The organism is Alkalihalobacterium alkalinitrilicum (assembly GCF_002019605.1).
Taxonomy (GTDB): domain Bacteria; phylum Bacillota; class Bacilli; order Bacillales; family Bacillaceae_F; genus Alkalihalobacterium; species Alkalihalobacterium alkalinitrilicum.
The window spans coordinates 1297976-1323335 of record NZ_KV917368.1 but is presented as its reverse complement, the minus strand read 5'-3'; the positions used below and the strand labels follow the sequence as shown (position 1 = coordinate 1323335).

At 34.3% G+C, this 25360-nt stretch carries 13 protein-coding genes; 10 read left to right on the top strand and 3 right to left on the bottom strand.

Annotated features, from left to right (window positions below):
* The first annotated feature begins 50 nt into the window (after positions 1-50).
* Positions 51-479, top strand: coding sequence for a MarR family winged helix-turn-helix transcriptional regulator (locus BK574_RS06235; protein ID WP_238457966.1), 429 nt, complete (start codon positions 51-53; stop codon positions 477-479).
* A 30-nt stretch (positions 480-509) separates the two neighbouring features.
* Positions 510-1916 (top strand): MATE family efflux transporter, encoded by a 1407-nt coding sequence (locus tag BK574_RS06230; RefSeq protein ID WP_078427958.1) that lies wholly within the window; start codon positions 510-512, stop codon positions 1914-1916.
* Between the two features lie 214 nt (positions 1917-2130).
* Here the strand turns inward: BK574_RS06230 and BK574_RS06225 are convergent, their stop codons facing one another.
* The 3 genes from BK574_RS06225 to BK574_RS06215 form a co-directional block, all read right to left on the bottom strand.
* The gene (locus BK574_RS06225) at positions 2131-2604 is read right to left on the bottom strand and encodes a sensor histidine kinase (RefSeq protein WP_078427957.1); all 474 of its coding nucleotides are present in this window, start codon (positions 2602-2604) and stop codon (positions 2131-2133) included.
* A gap of 104 nt (positions 2605-2708) precedes the next feature.
* Positions 2709-2996, bottom strand: a complete 288-nt coding sequence (locus tag BK574_RS06220; protein WP_078427956.1) for a hypothetical protein — start codon at positions 2994-2996, stop codon at positions 2709-2711.
* Positions 2997-3015: 19 nt separating this feature from the next.
* Positions 3016-3432: an MEDS domain-containing protein gene (locus BK574_RS06215; protein WP_078427955.1), complete on the bottom strand. Its 417-nt coding sequence runs from the start codon at positions 3430-3432 to the stop codon at positions 3016-3018.
* Positions 3433-3660: 228 nt separating this feature from the next.
* Between BK574_RS06215 and BK574_RS06210 the strand changes: the two genes are divergently transcribed.
* The 8 genes from BK574_RS06210 to BK574_RS06175 all read left to right on the top strand — a co-directional run bounded on the left by BK574_RS06210 (position 3661) and on the right by BK574_RS06175 (position 25066).
* Positions 3661-4263 (top strand): DUF1819 family protein, encoded by a 603-nt coding sequence (locus tag BK574_RS06210; RefSeq protein ID WP_078427954.1) that lies wholly within the window; start codon positions 3661-3663, stop codon positions 4261-4263.
* On the top strand, positions 4263-4844 hold the full coding sequence (locus BK574_RS06205) for a DUF1788 domain-containing protein (RefSeq protein WP_078427953.1): 582 nt from the start codon (positions 4263-4265) through the stop codon (positions 4842-4844). The genes BK574_RS06210 and BK574_RS06205 overlap by 1 nt, the downstream gene beginning before the upstream one ends.
* Positions 4845-4862: 18 nt before the next feature.
* Positions 4863-8432 (top strand): BREX system P-loop protein BrxC, encoded by a 3570-nt coding sequence (brxC, locus tag BK574_RS06200; RefSeq protein ID WP_078427952.1) that lies wholly within the window; start codon positions 4863-4865, stop codon positions 8430-8432.
* A gap of 177 nt (positions 8433-8609) precedes the next feature.
* Complete coding sequence (gene pglX / locus BK574_RS06195; protein ID WP_078427951.1) at positions 8610-12128, top strand: BREX-1 system adenine-specific DNA-methyltransferase PglX; 3519 nt, start codon at positions 8610-8612, stop codon at positions 12126-12128.
* 76 nt (positions 12129-12204) lie between these two features.
* Positions 12205-15774 (top strand): BREX-1 system adenine-specific DNA-methyltransferase PglX, encoded by a 3570-nt coding sequence (gene pglX / locus BK574_RS06190; protein ID WP_078427950.1) that lies wholly within the window; start codon positions 12205-12207, stop codon positions 15772-15774.
* 79 nt (positions 15775-15853) lie between these two features.
* Entirely contained in the window at positions 15854-18391 is a 2538-nt protein-coding gene (gene pglZ, locus BK574_RS06185) for a BREX-1 system phosphatase PglZ type A (protein ID WP_078427949.1), read from the top strand.
* A 140-nt stretch (positions 18392-18531) separates the two neighbouring features.
* Complete coding sequence (pglX, locus tag BK574_RS06180) at positions 18532-22056, top strand: BREX-1 system adenine-specific DNA-methyltransferase PglX (protein WP_078427948.1); 3525 nt, start codon at positions 18532-18534, stop codon at positions 22054-22056.
* A 319-nt stretch (positions 22057-22375) separates the two neighbouring features.
* Complete coding sequence (locus BK574_RS06175) at positions 22376-25066, top strand: PAS domain S-box protein (RefSeq protein WP_078427947.1); 2691 nt, start codon at positions 22376-22378, stop codon at positions 25064-25066.
* Positions 25067-25360: the final 294 nt, after the last annotated feature.

Sequence of the window (25360 nt, the reverse complement as noted above, 5' to 3'; positions counted from 1 at the left end):
TTAATTATCTTATAAAATAGCGTAATAGTATTAGTTAGGGGGCTAATGAAGTGGAACACAATTTGGAGGAAAGAGTCGGTTATCATATTGGAATTGTTGGTCACCTAATGCAAAATTTATATAATGAAAAATTAAGTGAATTTGGATTAACAGTCGCCCAAGCTAAAGTAATCCATTTATTACATGCTAAGGGAGAGCAACTCCAAGCAGAACTTCAAAAAAGTCTCTTCATTAAAGCGCCAACGATGAATGGCATAATAGACTCGATGTTAAAAAAAGGACTCATTGAAAAAGAAGATAATCAAAACGATCGACGGAGCAAAACCATCCTATTAACTGAAAAAGGTAGGTTGCTAGAAAAAGAATTATGGAACGGTATTGGTCAAGTGGAAGAAAAACTCTTAATAGGCCTCTCAAAAGAAGAACAGCAAATCCTTATTCTATGGTTAAAGAAAATAGCCGATAATTTAAAGCAATAATAGAGTTTAATAGAAAGAAGGTACAACAACATGAAGCAAAAATTTCAAAGTGAACGCCTTGGAACAGAACCGATACCAAAGTTATTAAGAAGTTTATCTATTCCAGCGATCATTGGAATGGTCGTAATGGCTCTATACAATGTCATAGATACAATTTTTATTTCGTACGGGGTTGGGATTTCAGCGGTTGCTGGAGTTACGATTTCATTCCCCTTAATGATGATTATGATGGCCATATCAGCAGCAATGGGTATTGGTGGAGCTTCTGTTATTTCACGAAGACTAGGGGAGAAAAATGAAAAAGAAGCGAACCAAGTGTTTGGTAATGTCCTTACCATCATCATTCTATTAAGTGTGGTCGGGGTAATTGGAGCTTTTACTTTTTTAGAACCTGTGTTAATTCTATTTGGTGCAACGCCTGATATTTTACCATATGCAATCGATTATATGTTTCCCATCTTATTAGCAACGCTCTTTTTTACGTTTTCGTTTGCAACCAATAGTATCATTCGATCAGAGGGAAATGCTCGGTTTGCGATGATGGCTATGATTATACCATCTGTACTTAACATCATCCTTGACGCGGTTTTTATTTTTGGTTTAAATATGGGTGTTAAAGGGGCTGCATATGCCACAGTCATTTCACAAGCTATTGCTAGTGCAATGGTCATTCAATATTTTATTTCAGGTAACAGCACATTATCATTAAAGATTGCTGATTTTAAATTAAAATTAAAACTAGTAAAAGAGATAATATTAGTCGGACTTCCCGCGTTTGTTCAACAAGCAGCTGGTAGTGTCATGATGATTGCTATAAACGTGATGCTCATCCGCTATGGTGGGGAGTTTTATGTTGGTGTATTCGGAATTATTCAGCGAATTATTATGATGTCGTTTATGCCAATGGCTGGAGTGATGCAAGGGATGCAACCGATTGTTGGTTATAATTACGGGGCTAACAATTTCGCACGACTTCGCCAAACCGTATTGCTAAGCCTGAAAATTGTTACTGTGATCTCGTTCGGTGTTTTTCTTATCGTTATGATGTTCCCAGCATTTTTAATGTCTATTTTCACATCAGATGCTGCTGTTATTGAAGCAGGGGCAGACTCAATGAGAGTCATGTTTGCTGCCGTCTTTTTGATAGGAATTCAAATTATTAGTAGCGGTTTATATCAAGCATTAGGGAAAGCTAAACTTGCGTTAATTTTATCATTATCACGTCAGTTTATTTTCTTAATTCCGCTCGTATTAATTTTACCGCACTTTTTTGGGACGACAGGGGTTTGGTTAGCCTTTCCAATTGCCGATTTCTTTTCTTTTGTATTAGCATTCTATTTGTTGTATCGTCATCGAAAAACGTTCCTAAAAGGTGAGACTGATGAAAGTAAAAGTAAGTCTATTGATTATAAAGAACCAACTCACTCGAGTATGTAAATACGAATCACGATAAAAGCGCATTGAACTCCTATACGGAATTTATGCGCTTTCAATTTATCACGCGAAAACTGGCAGTAATACCCCCCACTTCAAAACTTCGAGGAATCAAAGCAGATAAGTGGAAGAGAAAAAACCTCACTGATGGAAGTTTCACTTTATTAATTTTGCAATCACAAAATTAATAGGAAATTTATCTAATTTGACCATATTCCTACAATGGGAAAATAACTCTAACAGTCGTTCCTACGCCTAATTCACTTTCTACGTGAATTTCTCCGTCAAAATGCTTTACAAGCTTATAAACCCTAAACAGCCCAATACCTTGTCGTGCTATTTCATCATTTAATTTCTGATATTTTTGAAAGAGCTTTTCCACCTCTTCAGGTGACATCCCAATACCTTGGTCAATAATATCAATAATAAGCTTTTTTCCTTGTATATAACTATTTAGAAACACAGGTTTATTTTCAGTGCTATATTTGATCGCGTTGCTCAATAAATTCGAAATAATTAACTTGAATCCCATTTTGTTTCCATTAATTATTGTGTTACTAGGAACACGTATATCTGATTTCAGAATGATATTTTGTGTTCTAGCTTTAACAGTCATCACTGTATATACTTCTTCTAGTAAAGGCACCACTTTAATTAGTTTTTTCTTCCAAAACGTATCTATAGTTAACATTTGTTCAGTTTGGATAATATGGTGAATTTCATGATCAATCGCTGTAGAATAGTCTTCTATTAAACTTAACCTTGCTTGAACGTCGGGTTCCGTAGATTCTGATTTTAATATGGTGGCAAAAGATTTGATGACGTTAATGGATTACGCACTTCATGGGCTACTACATGAATAAATTCTAGTTTTTGTTTATAGAAATCCAGATCTGATTCTATTTTTCGTTGCGTAGCTAAAGAAGGGAACACCGTTTCTTCGGTTTGGTTATAAAGAACTGACTTTACAAGTTCCTTATCTGTCATCAAATAAGGGTGACTTCTCATCATTTCTGTAAAGATATACGCGGGAACTTTATTTCCGTTATAACAACAGACGGTAACAAAACCAATTTCACTCACTGTAAGATCACATTCACATTCATATGTTATGTAATTTTTCCATTATATTCGGTTGATCTTGCCAATCAACAAGACCCCAAACACGAACACACAGATCACCGTCTACAAAAGGCTGAACTGTATGTTTAAAGTTTTCAAGTACACGATTAAACCTAAAATCTTCATATTGCCGATAAAATTCATAGTTATTAACATAATGAACGAAATTTTCTATCTCACTTTCAGTTATATGCTCTAATAATTTTTGTTTAACTGCTTTGTAACGGGCCGGTGTTTCAATGACAATAGCATGTTGATTTAGTATGGTCGCCGTGATTATAAATGAAGAAAGATTCTCTAAATAGCGTTCCTCAGACTGATAAAAATACAAAATGTGTGAACCCTCATTCACCTTAACTTTTTCTGTTAATGCTATCGTTTTTGCGGAAACTGTCATAGCGTCCTCCTTTATTAACTAATCAAGGTAATTATATACTATTCAGAATTATTTTTCAGTTATTTAATAATAGTAATATGAGATGGACATAATTTGTCCTATCAATATCGCTATACTCATTCTATGTTGTAAGTTTTACCGACAAAATTCGCCTTTGACGTTTACCATATTTATGTTTAAGTGTAGAATGAAACTACACAAAATTTTGGCCCGAAGGATTGGTTATATATGGTAAATGGATTAAAATATAGTACAACAATTAAATCTAGAGATTATATGTATTTATATTTAAAAAAGGCTGTATCACTTTATATAAGTGGGATTAGCGAAGTTGAGCTAAAAGAACGAGCAACAAAAGAAAATTTATTTCAAGTAAACTCAGAGAGCCGAAAAAAGGAAATTGCCGCAACAGTAATTCAAAGAATTCATTTATTAGATCCTTATTTAATGGAGGCGATGATCGATTCAGATCTCGAGTCAAGTAAAGTTATTGCCTTGTATACGGTTATAAAAACTGACCGCTTATTTTTTGAATTTATGAACGAAGTGTTTAAAGACAAAGTACTGTTTGGAGATATGGTGTTAATGGATAAAGACTTTAACCTCTTTTTTGAAACGAAAGCGAAACAAAGTGAAGTGATTGCGAAATGGAAAGATTATACATTTTATAAACTACAACAAGTATATATTCGAATACTATTTGAAGCAGGTTTGTTGAAAAATAAAAAAGGAGATCGTGAAATCCTCCTTCCGATCCTTGACCCAGAAATCAAAAGTCATATCGAAAATAAAGGGGATACGATTTATTTACAAGCGATGGGGGTAAAGTAATGCCGACAATTCACGAACGACTTGACATGATTATTCCGAAAATCACTGATCCTACTTTTTTACAAAACAAAGGATTAGGAAATGAAATTGGATTTCATATTTTTGACTACAACCCTAAATATGAACTTCTAGTTAGGGAGCATATTACGTTTATAAAAAAACGGATCAATAATAATAACACTGGTATACACATCCGAGAGTTTGACCTTTATGAAGTTATATTAGAAATTTTATCAGAAAAAGGATATTTGCAAAAAAACTTTGCATTAGAAGCAAAAAAAGGAAGTGAATTTGTTATAAATGCTACAAAAAAAGCGCTACGGCTTACATTAAATAATGACATGGTCGTTCAGTACATTTCTGATCGAGTGCAAGAACATGATATTGTATTTCTAACGGGAATCGGCAAAGCCTATCCGGTCATTCGTTCACATTCAATTCTCAATAATTTACATGGTGTCATTGATCACGTTCCTGTTGTCATGTTTTTTCCAGGTTCTTATGACGGTTTAGAGCTAGTTTTGTTTAACGAAATTAAAGATGATAACTATTATCGTGCGTTTCAATTAATAGAAAACTAAGGATACAGGGGGATTCCCATGAATATAAAAGAAATGTTTCAAAAGCCAATTGATCGTGATATAAAAGGTGTAATTAAAGTTGGTCAAGATGATGAAACAAATATTTATCAAGAGTTGGATGAATACGTAGTCACAAATGAACTAACCGAACATTTTCATGACTTTTTTGAATCTTATCAAAAAGGCGTTCTCGCACATACTGATAAAATGGGAGTGTGGATTTCAGGTTTCTTTGGTTCAGGTAAGTCGCATTTCCTTAAAATTTTATCTTACATTCTTGCAAATAAAGAAGTAAAAGGTAAAAGAGCTGTTGGTTTTTTTGAAGATAAAATTAACGATCGAACAATTTTAGAAAATATGAAAAAAGCGGCTAACGTTACGACCGATGTTATTCTTTTTAATATAGATGCAAAGTCTGATTCTGACTCTAAATTACATAAAGACTCAATCTTACGAGTATTTAACAAAGCTTTTAACGAAATGCAAGGCTTTTGTGGTTCAATCCCTTGGGTAGCTGATTTAGAACGACAATTAGCTAAAGAGGGAGTTTATAATTCATTTAAAGAAGCTTTTCAAAAGGTTTCAGGTTCTACTTGGGAAGATTCACGTGAGGATTTTTATTATGAAGAAGATTCAATCGTTGAAGCACTAGCTGAAACATCAAAAATGAGTGAAAAAGCTGCAAGGAATTGGTACAACAAAGCAGAGGACAATTATAGCTTAAGTATTGAAAAATTCGCTCAAAGAATTAACGAATATATCGATAGTAAAGATGAAAACCACCATGTATTATTTCTCGTTGATGAAATGGGACAATACATCGGAGACGATACGCATCTGATGCTGAATTTACAAACTGTTGTCGAACAATTAGGTATTTATTGTGGTGGAAAATGTTGGGTTATGGTCACGAGTCAACAAGAAATCGATTCAATTACAAAAGTAAAAGGTGATGATTTTTCTAAAATTCAAGGTCGATTTAACACAAGATTAAGTTTATCAAGCGCCAATGTTGATGAAGTAATTCGTAAACGTATTTTAGAAAAAAACGATACAGCAAAAGAAACTTTACAACTGTTATATCCAAATAAACGGTCAATAATTAATAATTTGATCACGTTCAAAGATACGCCTGAGATGAAATCGTTTGCGGATGAAGAAGATTTTATCGATGTATACCCATTCGTTCCTTACCAATTTCAGTTGCTACAAAAAGTCTTCACAGGTGTCCGAGTTCACGGGGCTGCTGGAAAAAGTTTATCAGAAGGAGAACGTTCTCTATTAAGTGCTTTTCAGGAATCGGCGATTGCCTATGCTTCCAAAGAAATAGGTACATTTGTGCCGTTTTCTGCTTTTTATGAAACGATTGAAGCATTTCTAGATGCTAGTGTTCGATCTGTTATTATTCAAGCTAAGCAAAATAGTCGATTAAATGAAAAAGATATCGAAGTTTTAAAATTATTATTTTTAGTTAAGTACGTAAAGGAAATGCCAGCAAATATCGAAAATTTAGCTACATTACTCGTTCATGAAATTGATGAAGACAAAGTAGAGCAAACGAAAATTATTCAAAGTTCATTGCAGAGACTTATCCGTGAAACATTAATTTTAAAAAACGGCGAAGAATATATTTTTCTAACAAATGATGAACAAGATGTGAATCGAGAAATTAATAGTATTCATATCGATTCATCTGAAACCATCCGAGAAATTGGTATTTTGATTTTTGAAGATATTTATAATGAAAAGAAATTCCGATATTCAACTCGATATCATTTTCCATTTAACACATACATTGATGAACTCGCTTTACGACAACAAGGACATCAATTCGGCGTAAAAGTTATCACTCCATACTTTGAAGGTCTGAACGATAGTAATGAGGCAGAACTAAAATCGATGTCACTTCGAGAGAATAATTTAATTATAAAGCTACCATCTGATACAGCTATTATTGAAGAAATGGAACAAGCAAAAAAAATCGATGCATACCTTAGAAAAGCTGGAGGTACCTCAACAACTTCAACCATTGATGAAATTAAGTTAAGAAAAAGAAGAGAATCGACTGAACGCAAGAAACGAGTAAAAACACTCTTAATAGACGCATTAATAGAAGCTGATATTTATGTAAACAATCAAGCTTTAAAAGTAAAATCTAAACATCCAGAAGAAAGATTAAATGAAGCTTTCAAAAGCCTTATTGAATCTCTATATCATAAACTTAAGCAAGTTTCCGAGCATACCGATTCCATAAAGGATTTGCACGAACTCGTCAGTAGTTCAAACGAACAGTTATCGCTAATTGAAGAAGATCCAAATCGGTTGGCACTAACAGAAGTACATGCTTACATTAAACGGAACAGTCAACGTAATATACCAATAACAATGAAGTCTTTGATCACATTCTTCTCAAATATTCCATACGGTTGGCTAGAATACGATAGCGTAGCTTGTGTCATTAAGCTATTTAAATCTCAAGATATAAAATTGCAAATCAACCAACAATCAATACAATTGCAAGATAAGGACTTTATTAATTATTTGACGAAACGAGAGTATGTAGAACGAACACTAGTGAAAGAACGGGAGAAGACCCCTGTAAAATATTTGAATAATATTAAAGACCTTTCTAAAGAATTGACGGCAACGACAGCATTACCTGCAGATGAAGACCGTTTACGTAGTCAGTTTAATGCTTTGCTTGAAAAAGAGCTTGATACGGTCATCAAAAGGTATCTCGATCGTTACGAGAAAAAACCTTATCCAGGAAAAGAACATTTACTCCAAGCTGAAGAAACATTTAAAGAACTAATATCGATCAACGACACACTTACATGGTATAAAACTGCTTTTCAACTAAAAGAAGACGTTTTAGATTACGTTGATCATCGAAAAGATATTAAACACTTTTTTGAAGAACAACAAATGATTTTTGACGATGCAATCGAAAAGATTGAAATCTTCGAGAAAAATCAAACATATGTTATTGATGAAGAAATCACAAAAGCCATTGTCGAGATGAAGAAGATTATTTTCCAAGCAAATCCATATGGAAATATTTACCGATTACCAAATTTGATTAAAGGGTTTGTAGAGAAGTTCACTGAACTATTAGAAAAAGAATGTGAACCTGTTCGTGAAGTCATAAAAATTGACTATGAAAAAGTACTACAAGAGCTTACGAGTAAATCGTTTAAGGACAAACTTTTACCTCAAATTAAACAAAGGTTTGACGATTTAAAACTTCGTTTAGAACGAGTGAATAACTTCTACGAAGCGATCGCCATGAAAGAGGAAAGTGACCGAATAAAACTACGTTCATTTAATGAAATTTATGCGCTCGATGAGGAGGAACGACGAGCACAAATTCAGCCAATCACTCGAAAACCATCGTCTGGGGAAACAGCCACTACTGAAGGAGCAAAAACCGTCAATAAAGTGAAAAAAACGGTTAATGTTAGCATGTCTAATGTTCTTCGTGGTACAACAACTGTAGAGGACGAACAAGATATCGATAATTTACTTGATCAACTGCGGGAGCGTCTCGTCAAAGAGCTAAAAGAAGATACCATTATTCGCTTAATTTAGATAGATATTCACACCTTCCATGTGGGCGTGTCCCCACATGGATCTTAGTTTGAATTTATCCCGCAACAACTAAGAACACAGACGTTGCCACATCGTGCGGGCCTCATCTAACCATCAGTGGGGGAAGAGGTAAACCCCTCACTAATGGAAGTTTCACTATATGAGAAGGAGAGTCATATGAATAAATCCACAATCCGAAAATTTGCTGTAAAAGCGAGAATACAACTGATTTCTGATATTGAACAAAAAGCATATGAACTAGGCATTACAAAACATGGAAATAAAGAGCCAGAAGTATTTGAAGGTGGATTTCGCATTAACCAAAGAGTGTTTCACATATCAGAATTAGAGCAACGTCAAAAGTTAATAGATAAGGTGGAAGAAAAAGGACTTGAACAGATTATTGAAGAAGTTGCCTATACATGGTTCAACCGATTCATTGCCCTTCGTTTTATGGAAGTGAATGATTATTTACCAACAGGGGTGCGTATCCTTTCATCAGAAGAAGTTGAAAAAACGGAACCTGATATTTTAGCCGCAGCTTTAGACGTTGATATGAATGTAGATCTAGATACCATTTATCGTCTACAAGATGCAAATGACAGAGAAGGTCTATTTAAATATTTGTTAATCAAACAATGCAATGCATTACATACGATACTACCCATCATGTTTGAACCCATTGATGATTATACAGAAGTTTTACTACCGCAAAATTTGTTGCAAGATCACTCCATCATTCGACTGCTTGTAACATCAATTCCAGAAGAAGATTGGAAAGAACAAGTTGAAATTATCGGGTGGTTGTACCAATTTTACATCTCGGAAAAAAAAGATGAAGTATTTGCTGGTTTAAAGAAAAAGCAAAAAGTTACAAAAGAAAACATTCCAGCAGCGACACAGCTATTCACCCCCAAATGGATCGTTCAATATATGGTTGAAAATTCCGTTGGCAGGTTATGGCTCGAAACTCATCCTAACGAAGAGTTAAAAAACAACTGGACTTATTATGTGAAAGAAGTAGATCAAAACATCGAGGTTGAACAAGAATTAACTCACCTCATAAATAAAAATTTAATGCCTGAAGATATTAAAGTATTAGATCCTTGTATGGGATCTGGCCATATTCTTGTTTATGCCTTTGATGTTTTATATGACATCTATGCAAAAGAGGGATATTCACCAAGAGAAATTCCAAAATTGATCTTAGAAAACAATTTATACGGTATGGACATTGATGATCGCGCTGCTCAATTAGCGTATTTTGGAGTAATGATGAAAGCAAGAAGCTACAACAGACGCTTATTTAGAGAGCAAATAAAAGTAAATTTGTGCTCAATACAAGAAAGTAACAGAATTTCACGTGAAGCTATAAATTATTTCATACGAGCTAACGGTGAAGACATTGATGAATCCCTTCAAAAAAGTATGAATCTTCTAATTGAAAGCTTCCAAGATGGAAAAGACTACGGTTCCATCATAAAAATAAAAGACATTCAAATTGATGAAATTGCCTTAAGGTTAGAAGCTATCACAATGAGTGAATCAATTGATTTATTTCAAACTCAATATCGTGATGAGTTACTTAAGTGGCTTCCACCACTAGTAGACCAAGTAAAGCTACTCACAATGAAATATGATGTCGTTGTAACCAACCCACCGTATATGGGTACAGGGAATATGAATCCTAAGCTAAAAGGATATATTGGAAAGAATTATAAAGAATTTTCCAATGATTTATTTACGGTCTTTATGGAACAAATGCATTATTTCGGGAAATCAACTAGTTATTTAGCTACGATCAATCAACACTCTTGGATGTTTTTAAGTAGTTACGAAAAAGTCCGAAAATTTATCATGGAGACTCAAACTATTGTTTCAATGGTCCATCTCGGTGCTCGTGCCTTTGAAGAAATTGGTGGGGAAGTCGTTCAAACGACATCTTATATTACACGGAATTCACCGATTCCGGACTTTAATAGTTGCTTTATCAATCTCGTTGGGTTCGGTACACAAGAAAAGGTACAACAAATGCTCAATACTAATAACTGGTTCATTAAAAAAGTTGAAAGTTTTAAAGGAATTCCAAAGTACCCTTTTGCTTATTGGACAAGTGACAAGATGCTCGTTAATTTTCAATCTAACCCTTCAATTGAAACGATAATTGACAATGTAGGGTCAGGGAATAAAACCGCTAACAATGAACGATATTTAAGATTTGTCTGGGAAGTCAATCTAAATGAAATAAATGACCGCTGGTTTTTATATGCTAAAGGCGGGCGATTAAGAAAGTGGTACGGAAATTTAGAAACGGTTATTGATTGGTCGGATGAAGCAAAAACGTTTTACCGCGAAAATTCAACATCCAATCTATTGAACAAAGAATTTTGGTTTAAAGAGGGTATAACGTATACCGACTTAACAACCCGTACATTTAACGCAAGAATTCTTTCGAATGATACTCTTTTTGATATGGCAGGACCTGCATTACTGATCAGTAACGCAGAGAATCGTTTTTTTCTTTTAGGTTTGTTGAATTCTGTTATTTCCGATGAAGTTTTCAAGCTATTGAATTCAGGACTCCACGTAAAGCTGAATGATGTTGTTCGTGTGCCGTTAGTCACTCCGCTTGAAGAAAGTAAACAGCAAATCATTGCACTCGTTCAAGAAAACATTAATTTGACGAAAGAAGACTGGGATTCGTTTGAAACGTCCCTAGACTTTAAAAAACACCCTTTCTTGAACTACAAAGCATCTAGCATTGAAGAATCTTTCATGAGCTGGAGTATTGATACAGAAGCAAAATTTAATCAATTGAAAGCAAATGAAGAACAATTAAACGAGCTATTTATACGTTTATACCAATTAGAAGATGAGTTCAAACCAGAAGTTCCTGAAGATGAAATTGCTATTCGTATAGCGGATCGCGAACGTGATGTAAAGTCGTATATTTCCTATGCTGTTGGTTGTATGTTTGGTCGGTATTCTTTAGATGAAGATGGCCTAGTGTTTTTTGCTGGGGGGGATTTTGACTTAAGTCGCTACGAAACGTTTGCTGCGGATGTACAGAACATTATACCGATTACAGATGACGAGTATTTTGATGACGATATCGTAACTAGATTTGTCGATTTTATAAAGGTGACGTTTGGCGAGACAGGCTTTGAAGAAAACCTTGAATTTATTGCGGAAGCACTCAATAAAAAAACAACAGAATCCTCAAGGGAGGCAATCAGGCGGTACTTTTTAAAAGATTTTTATAAAGACCATGTTCAAACTTATAAAAAACGTCCTGTTTATTGGTTGTTTGATAGTGGGAAACAGAATGGATTCAAGGCACTCATTTATATGCACAGGTATGACGAAGGACTTGTCGCTCGCGTGCGAACGGATTACCTCCACCTTTTACAACGGAAGTATGAGGCGGAAATGGAACGATTGGAAGCGGTTGTTGAAGGTGATGCTTCCGCTCGAGATAAAACTGTCGCCAATCGAAAAAAAGATACAATTCACAAGCAACTCATCGAAACCTATCATTACGACAAAATAATTGCTCATATCGCCAACAAACGATTGATGCTCGATGTAACTGCAGGTATTAAGGCGAACTATTCGAAGTTCCAAGATGTTGATGTTGCCGAAGTAGCAGGCAAGGCAACGCAGAAAATGAACGTTTTAACTGACATTAAGTTGTAGAGTGGACAAAATAAAAGATCATGTTAATAGAAGTAAAGTGAAACCTCTTAGTTGAAGGTGGTTAATGGGGGGCAAAATGAATAAATCGGCAATTCGACAGTTTGCAGTTAAAGCAAGGTTACAGCTAATCAGTGATATTGAACAAAAAGCGTATGAATTAGGAATAACCAATAGGGAAATCAAAGATCCAGAGGTCTTTGAAGGAGGATTCCGAATTAACCAGCGGATCTTCCAGCCTACCGAATTGAAGCAACGTCAAGAACTTGTTGGAAAAATTGCAGAAAAAGGGTTCGAACAAGTGCTTGAAGAAGTTGCCTTTACTTGGTTCAATCGGCTGATCGCATTACGTTTTATGGAAGTCAATGATTATTTGCCGACAGGCGTAAGAGTACTTTCCTCGGAACATGAAGGTCAAGCTGAACCCGATATATTATCAGCAGCGCTAGATCTAGACTTAGGTCTCGACCGAGAAACGATTTATAGCTTTCAAGATTCTAATGATACAGAAGGTTTATTTAAGTATTTGTTGATTAAACAATGCAATGCTTTACATACGATTTTACCGATTATGTTTGAGGAGATTAATGATTATACGGAAATTTTATTACCAATGAATTTGTTACAAGAAAATTCTGTGATCCACCTTCTTATTACAAGCATTCCTGAAGGCGATTGGAAAGAACAGGTTGAAATTATCGGTTGGTTGTACCAATTTTATATTTCAGAGAAAAAAGATGATGTTTTTGCACGGTTAAAGAAAAATGAGAAAGTAACGAAAGAAAATATACCTGCAGCAACACAACTATTTACGCCTAAGTGGATCGTTCAATATATGGTTGAAAACTCCCTTGGCAGATTATGGCTTGAGTCCCACCCTAATGAAGAGCTAAAAAGGAACTGGACGTATTATTTGGATGGCGTGAAACAAGACGATGATATTCAACAACAAATTAATTCAATAACAAAGGAACCATTAAACCCAGAAGAAATTACAGTAATAGATCCTTGCATGGGATCTGGCCATATACTTGTTTATGCATTTGATGTTCTTTATGACATTTATACCAAAGCAGGGTATTCTCCTAGAGAAATACCCAAACTCATTCTTGAAAAAAATCTCTATGGAATTGACATTGATGATCGCGCTGCCCAATTAGCTTATTTTGCAATCATGATGAAAGCGAGAAGTTATCATCGTCGTTTGTTTCAGGGTCACATTAACGTAAATCTTTGTGCGATCCAAGAAAGTAACGGAATTCCGCAAGAAGCAATTGATTATTTTATCGATACAAACGACCCCCAGCTTGCTAAGCGGCTTCAAAGAGAAGATGTTGAATATTTTATAAAAACGTTTGAAGACGCCGAAGAATTTGGGTCTATATTAGAAATAGAAGAACTGGATTTTTCTGCCTTCGAACAACGTGTAAATGAAATAAGAAATGAAAATTCGTCAGACTTGTTTACCGCAAATCATCGAGAGTTAATAATGCAACTGTTCCCAACGTTCATCCACCAAGCTAAATTGTTGAGTCGGACATTCTCTGTCGTTGTGACTAACCCACCATATATGGGTATTCGGAATATGAACACCAAAATGGCAAAAACATTAGAGAAATTGTATCCTAATGCAAAATATGATTTATTTTCAATATTCATTGCACGTGGAATGAAATTTTTAAACGAAAATGGCTACAATGCGATGGTGACAATGCAATCTTGGATGTTTTTATCGTCCTTTGAACAGTTTCGTAATGACTTGCAAAGAGAGAGTCATATAGTAACTTTAAATCATTTAGAAAATATGGTAATGGGAATCGCGTTCGGAACGGCGGCAACAGTATGGAGAAAGAAGAAGCTTCGTAACTACAAAGGTGTTTTTTGTAAAGTGAGCTTATCAGATCTTGATGCAAATGGTGCACCAAGTATTTATCCTAATGTGGAAAAAAAGTTTGTTGCTTCCATGGATACCTTTCATTCATTACCAAGTCAGCCTATTACATATTGGATCGATAATAAGATTCGAACGATTTTTACAGAAGGAAAAAGTTTAGGTGAAATAGCTAGTCCGCGCCAAGGCATGGCAACATCCGATAATGATAAATATTTACGATATTGGTTTGAAGTACGAAAAGGAAAGATTGGATTTAATCTTAAAAGTAATGATGAAGCTACATTATCGCAAAAGAAATGGTTTCCTTATAATAAAGGTGGTAAATATAGAAAGTGGTTTGGAAATGCCGAGTATGTCGTCAATTGGGAAGATAATGGAAGTGAAATTAAAGAATATGCAGCCTCCCTTTATAAAAGTTACTCTCGTACTGTAAAAAATATTGATTTCTTCTTTAAAGAATCCATTACATGGTCAAAAGTAACGTCAGGAAAATTTTCAGTCAGGTATATTAGGAATGGATTTATTTTTGATGTTGCTGGATGTTCGATTTTTGATTTGGACCCTTATCAATTTTATATTTTATCCTTACTTAACTCAAAGGTGAATGAAGTATTATTGAGTGCCATAAGTACAACGATTAACTTTGAAGTTGGCACTATTAAATCATTACCTATTTTATTGCCGAGTAAAGAGGAGCATTTAATCATTAATGAGTTGACTTCAAAATGTATTGAAATTTCAAAACAAGACTGGGATCTTCACGAAACATCATGGGATTTTTCTCTTCACCCTTTTTTATATGATAAATGTAAAGCCAGCACACTCCAAGAAACTTTTGATCGTTGGAAATCACTCACGAACGATCAGTTTTCTCGTTTAAAAATGTATGAAGAGCAGTTAAATGAGATCTTTATTCAAATTTACGGATTAGAAAAGCATGTTACCCCTGAAATACAAGATAAAGATATTGTTTTAACCATGGCTAATGTAGAAAAAGACGTGCGATCGTTCATTTCGTATGCAGTTGGTTGTATGTTTGGTCGATATTCTTTAGATGAAAAAGGACTTGTATTTGCAGGTGATGCGTTCGAAAGTCATCGATATCAAACTTATGCAACAGATGCTGAAAATGTCATTCCAATTACGGATGAGGAATACTTTGATGATGATATCGTGACACGATTTGTAGAGTTTGTAAAAGTCGTATACGGTAGGGACAAACTCGAAGAAAACTTACAATTTATCGCGGAAGCAGTAAATAAAAAATCAACCGAATCTTCTAGACAAGCGATCCGAAGATATTTTATAAAAGACTTCTTTAAAGATCATGTACAAGTGTATAAAAAGCGGCCCATTTATTGGCTATTTGATAGTGGCAAACAAAATGGCTTTAAAGCTCTCGTATATTTACATCGATATGATGAAGGGCTTGTCGCTCGTGTCCGAACAGAGTATTTACATTTGATTCAACGAAAATACGAAACGGAATTGGAAAGACTGGATACTATTATAGAATCGGATGTATCCACTCGAGAATATACAGAAGCGAAAAAAAGAAAAGAAACGATACAGAAGCAGATCATAGAATGCCAGCAATATGATCAGGCCATTGCTCACGTTGCAAATAAACGAATACAACTGAACTTAGATCATGGTATTAAGTCAAATTATGCAAAATTCCAAGGAATTGACGTCATTCACGGAGAAGGCCAACTGACAAAAAAGATGAACATATTAGCAAATATCAAACTATAACACAGCAATACAAATATGGTGTGACCACCTTTACTTCACTAAATCAAAGGTGACTAACACCAAAAAAAGAGGAAGATCTATGAACTTAGAACAAATTAAACAATCTTTAGTCGATATATTCTCAAGTGAACTTAAGGATGGCAAGCAGCGTCACATTGTTTTTTGGTACGACCCTGAATATGATTTTTCAGAACATATACCAGAACTAAAAATCGAAGGAGTTCGGATATTACATTTGACGAGTCACAATTCTTTCTTTGCTAAGTATGAGATTGAAAAGGTAGACCCTAATTCTCATTTTATAGTTTACTCAAATGATCCAAAGCCACTTGCAAGACAAAATTTGCTCATCGATATATTCAAATACAGTATTGAATTTTCCGCAAATAAAACGAGTATCATTATGAGAGACTTAGGAATTACAGATGAGTCCTTAGCCCATGTATTTAAGCATTACTCAAAGTTCTTTAATAATAAAGAACGATATTCAAAGTTTGCTTCTTATGATGTCGAAGAATGGACTGAGGAAAGCGTTCATTTATGTGTGCTAGCTTCTCTATGTAAAACCGATTTCTTGACCTTTGATGACATTGTAAAGAAATTATTTATCGACGAACTAAATGAAACGAATGCAGCTTGGCTCGATATTGAAAAGTTTGGAGATCCAGAAACGTTTTGGTCTCTTGTAGAATTTTACTATGGATATACGGGAGATCAAAAATCGTTACAACAATTGTTCATCACCATGTGTCTTTCCCATTTAAAGGAAACTTTCCAAGCGGATCTGCCACGAAGTTGGCAACCCTACGTTACAAGTGTAAAAATGAACAGCATTATTTTCATCAACCAATTTATGCATCATACGAAAGATGTTGACTTTTATAACCAATGGGCAAAACTAATAGAAGAACAATTAAATGTGCAACATCATATGACAGAATGGAAGAGTGAGCAGTATTTAGAAAGTGACACATTTCCTTGTTTTGATAAATATTTTATTACATCTCTTTCCAACTATATCAATGAAATGGTTCAAGATTATGATCATTACAAACGAATTATAAAAACCCGAAGAAAATTACACTGGTTTCCATATTATCAACATGAGTATGAAGCATTAAACTGGGCAATTACCTTTCTAGAACATATGGAAAAATGTAAAGACAAGTTGCGCGAAAATAATGCATTGCAACTTTTTGAATACTATTTGAGCAACTATTATTTAATTGATCAAGCATACCGTAAATTTCATTTTGCATTTGACCAAGCTCAATTAAAAGATGATTTGTCAGAAGTAAAAGAGTTAATAGAAAATACATATGTAAATGCTTACTTAGAAGAGTTGTCCGTTTATTGGTCCAATGCTGTTCAAAAAGAATTAAGCTCTCATTGGCCAATTGTAGGTATAAAACAACAACATAATTTTTATAACGATTTCATTCAACCCCATGTTAATCGAGATGAAAAGGTATTTGTCATCAATTCAGATGCGTTTCGGTACGAAGCTGCGCATGAACTCGTAGAACTACTTAATAGCACAAAAAAAGCATCGACTGAAATAGACGCCATACAAGGTGTCGTGCCTTCCTATACTTCATTAGGAATGGCAAGTTTGTTACCGCATCATTCCATTGAATATCGTGCTGATCAAGTAAAAGTCGATGGAAGCTCGACAAACGGTATCATTAACCGCCAAACGATATTACAAAAGAAAGTAAATGATTCCATAGCAGTAAACTATTCAGATATAAAAAATATGAAAAGAAAGCTACGCGATTTAATGAAAGGTCAAAAAGTCATTTATATTTATCACAACACGATTGATGCTAGAGGAGACCATGCCGCAACCGAACATGATGTGTTTTTTGCAGTAAAAGACGCCATCGACGAACTTTCAAAATTGATACATGACTTAGTAAATCATGTAAGTGCAACGAATATTTATGTAACTGCTGATCATGGTTTTGTTTATCAACAAAGTTCGATTGAAGCTTACGATAAGACTAGCCCTACCTTGACAGACAATGAAATTGAAAAAAGGAGATTTACCGTTACGGATTCACCCGAGCACCGTGAAGATGTATTGACTATTTCCCTAAATTACTTATTAGGAGCTGATAGTGAACTCTATACTACAGTACCTAGAGGAACGATGAGATTTGCCCGAAAAGGAACAGGTGCGAATTTCATTCATGGTGGATCAATGCTCCAAGAAATTGTCATCCCTGTTATTAAATACAAAACGGATCGAAGTGCATCTGATAAAAATGCAGTAAAGAAAGTGACTGTACAATTAACGAATATCTCAAGAAAAATAACAAGCATGATTACTTATTTGGAGTTTTTTCAATCCGAAAAAGTCGAAACAAAACGGCTACCTATACGTTTGAGTTCTTATATCGCTGACGAAGAAGGCTTGCGAATTTCAAATGAAAATACGATAATTGCGGATAGTACATCAGAAACACCGCAAGATCGTACGTATAAAGAAAAATTCGTTTTAAAAAATTTAAAGTATGATAAAACCAAGACCTATTATCTTATTTTAGAGGATGAAAACGAGAAAACGGTTTATGACAAAATCCCGTTTCTCATTGATTTAGCGACAAGTGATTAATTGAATGGAGCAAACAAAAACGGCTGAACATGTTAAATAAATCTGTGAAATGAGTGGTTTTGAATTGGAACAGGGTAAAGAGGCAGTATTATCCGTGTCGCAGTTCTCCCGCTCATTTCTCGTAAGAAATAGGGGGAACGATGAATAAAGTAGCTATTCGTAAATTTGCAGTTCAAGCAAGAATGCAGTTAATAGAAGACATAAAACAAAAAGCGTATGAATTAGGTATTGCCAAAAATGAAATAAAAGAGCCTGAACTATTTGAAGGTGGATTTCGAGTGAACCAGCGCATCTTCAAAACGTTTGAACTGAAGCAACGGGAAGAATTAATAACCAAAATTAACCATCAAGGATTCGATCACGTAATTGAGGAAGTTGCTTATACGTGGTTCAACCGTTTAATTGCACTACGTTTCATGGAAGTAAATGATTATTTACCAACAGGAGTTAGGGTGCTGACTTCCGAGCATGACGGAAAACAAGAACCAGATATCCTAACAGACGCATTAGAACTGGATTTAGAATTAGACCATGAATTGATATACCAACTTCTTGATACAAATGAAACCGAGGATTTATATAAGTATTTACTTATTAAGCAATGTAATGCCCTACATTCAATCTTACCTGTTATGTTTGAGAGAATTAATGATTATACAGAATTACTATTGCCATTAAATTTGCTACAAGAAGGTTCGGTTATTCACCTTCTTGTCACATCCATTCCAGAAGAGGATTGGAAAGAACAAGTCGAGATCATTGGCTGGTTATATCAATTTTATATTTCCGAAAAAAAAGATGAAGTTTTCGCAGGGCTAAAGAAAAATAAAAAAATAACGAAAGAAAATATTCCAGCTGCAACTCAACTCTTTACACCTAAATGGATTGTTCAATACATGGTTGAAAATTCCTTAGGGAGATTTTGGTTGAATTCTCACCCTGGGGACGAACTTAAAGAGGGGTGGATCTATTATATCGAAGATGCGCAACAAAATTCTGAAGTTCAACATGAACTTACTCAGTTGGTAGACGCAAGGTTAAATCCAGAAATGATTACAATCATTGATCCTTGTATGGGTTCAGGTCACATTTTAGTGTACGCTTTTGATGTTCTTTATCAAATTTATACGAAAGCTGGTTATTCACCTCGTGAAATTCCGAAGCTTATTATAGAAAAGAACCTTTACGGCATAGATATTGACGACCGAGCGGCGCAATTAGCTTATTTTGCGATTATGATGAAGGCACGAAGTTATCATCGCCGTTTTTTCAGTGAGCCTGTAAGAGTCAACCTTATATCAATACAAGAAAGTAACGATATTCCACCTGAAGCGATTGACCTAATGATAGAAGATAATGATCACCTTCGAGAGGACATCGAATATGTTTTCGCTCTTTTCAAGGACGCAAAAGAATATGGCTCAATTTTAATTGCTAATGATATTCAAACAGAAGCCATAGAACAACGTCTATATGAGTTGCAATCAAGTGATCCTTCTAATTTATTTACAGCACAATACCTTGATGTTTTATTGGATAAGCTACCCGTATTATTGAAACAGGCAAAAATATTAAATCAAAAATATGATATTGCGATTACAAACCCGCCGTATATGGGAAGGTCTGGAATTAATAAAACATTATTAAATTATATTAAAACGAACTACCCAATGACAAAAGATGATATGAGCACAGTATTCATGGAAGTTTGTTATACTTTATCCAAAAAAAATGGGTTTGTTTCATTAATTAATATTCCAACCTGGATGTACTTATCTTCTTATCTAGAACTAAGAAAGATGTTACTAAAAGAAGTTACAATTGTTAACTTGCTTCATTTTGGGAGAGGCATTTTTGGGTCAGACTTTGGTACGACAGCATTTGTTCTTCAGAAAAGCATTATCGACGGTTATGAAGCAACCTATCAACGATTATTCGAAAAGAAAAGCTCAGTTGAATCACTAGAAGTGAAACGAGAAAAGTTTCTTAACCGTGTCGGAACATACGTGAACGAACAAAAGAACTTTTCTATTATTCCAAACAGTCCAATCGCTTATAATATGACGAACGGTTTTATTTTTGCCTATGAAAAAGGAACCCCGCTTGGACAAGTATCTTCGCCGCGACAAGGGTTAGCTACAGGAAATAACGACTTCTTTTTAAGATTTTGGTATGAAGTGGATTTCCGTGAAATTGGTCTTCACTATAAGAATACTGAAAGTTTTTTAAATAGCGGTTTGAGATATGCTCCATATAATAAAGGTGGTAGTTATAGAAAATGGTTTGGAAATATCGAAAATGTTATAAAATTTGACAACGATCACTATGATAAATTGGCAACAGTTGGGAACCATTTGCCTTCGAGAAGTTTTTATTTTCAAGATTGTTTAACATGGTCAAAAGTAACAATTGGCGGGTTTTCCATGCGGTATAACGATATTGGTACACCGTTTGATGTCGCAGGTTGTTCCATCTTTTTTCAAGAAGAAGATCCTTTATTTATTTTAGGATTAATGAATAGTAATGTGGCAAAAACTGTTTTAAGCTTTTTAAGCCCCACTGTTAATTATGAAGTTGGCCATGTTAAATCCATTCCAGTTATTTCAACTGACGAATCTACTATTTCTAATCTTGTACAGGAATGTATCGAAATTAGTAAAAACGATTGGAATTCGTTTGAGAAGACTTGGGAATTCAAAGAACATCCGTTCCTTGAACATAAGGGTATCTGTGACACGATAGAGGATGCATTTGATGCTTGGTCCTACTATACCAAGCAACAATTTACTAAGATGAAAGAAAACGAGCAAAAGATTAATGAATTATTTATTGATCTTTATCAACTAAATGGTGACGTAACACCTCATGCTCTAGATGAAGACATTACACTTTCCAAAGCAAACTATGAGCGCGATATTAAGTCGTTTATCTCCTATGCGGTCGGGTGCATGTTTGGTCGGTATTCACTAGATGAAAACGGGTTAGTCTGTGCGGGTGGAGAGTTCGATCCTGAACGGTATAAACGTTTTAATCCAACCGAATCTAACGTTATTCCATTGACTGATGAAATATATTTTGATGACGACATTGTCACTCGTTTTGTTGAATTTCTTGTTGCCACATTTGGTGAAGAAAAACTAGAAGAAAATCTTGAGTTTATTACTGGTGCAATAAATAGAAAAGCAACCGAGTCAACAAGACAAGCACTTCGTCGTTATTTTCAAAAAGATTTTTTCAAAGATCATATAAAAACATACAATAAACGGCCAATTTACTGGTTATTCGATAGTGGAAAACACCAAGGGTTTAAGGCGCTTATATATATGCATCGTTATGATGAAAGCCTTGTTGCTCGTGTACGTACCGATTATTTACATAAGTTGCAACGAAAATATGAAGCGGAAACTGAACAGTTATATATCATTCTTGAAGGCGATGGAACGGTTCTTGAAAAAGGTGAAGCGAAAAAGCGAAAAGAAACCATCGAAAAGCAACTCATTGAAATTCAGCAATACGACCAAGTCATTGCACATATCGCAAATAAACGAGTCGTGATTGCTCCAGATGACGGCGTAAAAGTAAACTATGCAAAATTTCAAGAAGTAGAAGTACCTCAAAGTGACGGCAAGCAATTGAAAAAGTTGAATGTGCTCGCCGATATTTAACCGAATAAGGCACCAATACTACTTAGCCGTGGTAGTGGTGCCTTTTTTGGTGACGTTTACTAAGTATGTTTTTAGGGGATAGGATACAAACCATATTTAATATTCATCTCAAAAATTCAGTGTCTGGATGTTTTTTGTAATTAATTGAAGATTTTATTGAAAAACAGATTTATAATAAGTATAAATGATCTGTATATTCTAGGTGAGTACTAGTTGATTCGATGCTGTAATCTATAAATCAAATACTATAAAATTCGATCAAAAAAGTCTTCTTACAGAAAATTTTAGAGTGAGGAATGGAAATTGGAGGAATTATTTAATGAAGCAGCTAGAAGAAATGTATCACACCCTAAATCATTTTTGTAATCAAAGTCCAATACCAATGCTAGCTATTACTAATAGTGGATTGATTATTAGTGCTAACACACAGGTTAATTGCTTATTAAACAACGAAACGGATCTAGTAGACGGTTCCATTTTTGACTTTATTCAAGAAGGTTATCATGATTACATCGTTAATTCATTTGTTTATCTAAATAAAACGACTCAACCAATTCAATCTTTCGAGGTAAAAACTAAACATAAAAAATGGCTAAAACTACATTCCAGAATAATAAAAGAAAACAATAAAACGTATAACCTTTTAAGTGTTGAAGATATAACCAAACAAAAACAACGTGATTTAATGTTAGAATTAAATCAAGAAATACTTAAAATGATCGTAAAACGCGAATCTTTACATAATATGTTAAGCCAGATATCGATATTAATAGAAGAATATTTTGTAAGAAAATCATATTGTTCTATTATTTTAGTAGATCAAAATATAGAAATTAAAAAGGTAGTAGCCCCTAATTTACCTAAAGAATTTACTCAATCGTTTTATAATATTAAATTAGGTGAAAGAGGTTCATGTGGTGCAGCAATGTATCGCAAAGAAAGAGTGATTGTTCCAGATATTTCAACCGACCCATTATGGAATGACTTTAAAGATCATGCCTTATCCATCGGAGTTCGTGCATGTTGGTCTATTCCTATATTTATTGATGAAGAAGTCGTTGGTTCCTTTGCCATTTATCATCCGTTCCCATCTACACCAACAAGTCTTGAACTGGAAATGTTAGAGACTTGTGCTAATTTAGTTGGACTCGCTATTGAAAGAGCTGAGTCCGAAAAAAGGTTAATTCGTGAAACGGAAAAACGCTTTAAATTTGTTATGGATTTAATACCAGACCTCATTGTTTTTAAAGATGATCAAGGCGGTTGGTTAGAGGGAAATAGGACGGCAGTCGAAAAGCTAAAATTATTTCATAAAAAAGACATAGATGGAACAAAAACTTTACACCCTGATTATGAAGCTTTTATATCAGAAGTTGAAAAAACAGATCAATTAGCATGGGAACTAGGAACACCGATCCGAAGAGAGCTCATCCTTCCACAACCCAACGGGGAAGAGGAAGTGTATGATATTATTAAAGTTCCTCTAAATTATGATCATATATTAAGTAAGGGAATAGTAGTGATCGGACGAGAAATTACGGAACGGAAAAAAACGGTACAGTTGCTTGAAAGAAAGCAACAACAATTCCAGTCATTGTTTGATAATAATCCGAACGGGATATCTATTATGAATTTAGATGGAGATATGACAAGTTGTAATCGTTCTCTTGAACAAATACTAGGCTATGAGTTCAGTGATCTTAAAGAATACTGTGAATATTTAAATCAAGAGGAAGCTGAAAAGGTAAAGCGACATTTTACAAAAGCACTAGAAGGAAAATCCCAACACTTTGAAATGACAGTTAGTCACAAAAATGGAAACAAAGTCTATTTAAATCTTACACACGTACCCATTGTAGTACAAGAGACCGTAATTGGTGTTTATGCGATCGTTGAGGATATTACAGAAAAAACAAAATCAGAAGAACAACTTAAACAAACTAAAAATTTTTTGGAATCTTTAATCTATCATAGCGCTGATTGTATTGGGACATTATCATTAGAAGGTGAAATACTTCATGTCAATCCAGCAATTGAAAACATCTATGGTTGGAAATTAGAAGAAATCATAGGTAAGAAGTTCCCTGTCCTACCTATAGATCAGCAAAAAGAAATGGAACATGTAATCTCAGAAATCAAAGAAGGCAAAGATATCATCGGTTTAGAGACTAAAAGACAAAGAAAAGATGGTACCATCATAGATGTCAGTATTACGTACTCTCCCCTTAGCGATGAAACTGGTCAGTTGTTTGGCTTTACTTCGGTATCAAGAGATATTAGTGACCGAAAAAGAACAGATGAATTATTAAATCGATCTGATAAACTCTCAGTTATTGGACAACTTTCAGCAGCTGTAGCGCATGAAATACGAAACCCGTTAACGTCAATAAAAGGGTTCATCCAGCTTTTTAGAGATCGCATCAAAAAAGAATACACCGATTTAATGTTATCTGAATTAGAACGAATCGAAGTAATTGTGACAGAGTTTTTGTCTCTTGCTAAACCACAAGCGAATAATTTTAGTGAAAAAGATCCAGCACTTTTATTAAAAAATACATTAGCAATCATTGATACAGAGGCGCTATTAAATCAGATCGAGATTCAGTGTACTATCGATGACAATATACATACGATCTTCTGTAATGAACATAAGATTAAACAAGTGTTGATCAATATATTAAAAAATGCAATAGAATCGATGCCAGAAGGTGGAAACCTTGAAATTAATATGGAAAATAAAGATCCATACGTAATCATTCAAGTACATGATCAAGGATGTGGCATTGATAAGGAAAAAATTGAGAAGCTAGGTGAACCTTTTTATTCTAGTAAAGATCATGGAACTGGATTAGGACTAATGGTCTGTTTTAAAATTATTGAAGAGCATAATGGCCATATTGTAATAGAAAGTGAAGAAGGTGTAGGAACAACAGTTAGTATATCTTTACCGATTTCAAATGAGGATAATGAAGAAAAGCAAAAACTAGAAGATGGAATAAATATAAATTAATGGTCAATGGTTAATACAAATTTAATGTAATTCACAACAGCATCTTTTTGAAAAATAGATATTTTGTATTCGAGGCTGGGATAAAAGTATATTAGCCAAAGAAAAATCCGAACTATAATTCAAGATTCTACAGTTAGGAATTTGAATTAGTTCGGGTTTTTTCTCTTAATGGTGTTTCTGTACATAAATCATTCGTCTTTGGAGTTCGACATTTTAGTTATATCCCAGCCTCTTTTAAATTATTAAAAAGACTTCACTCAATTTAATAATATTTCATTTTTCTGCAAATTTTAT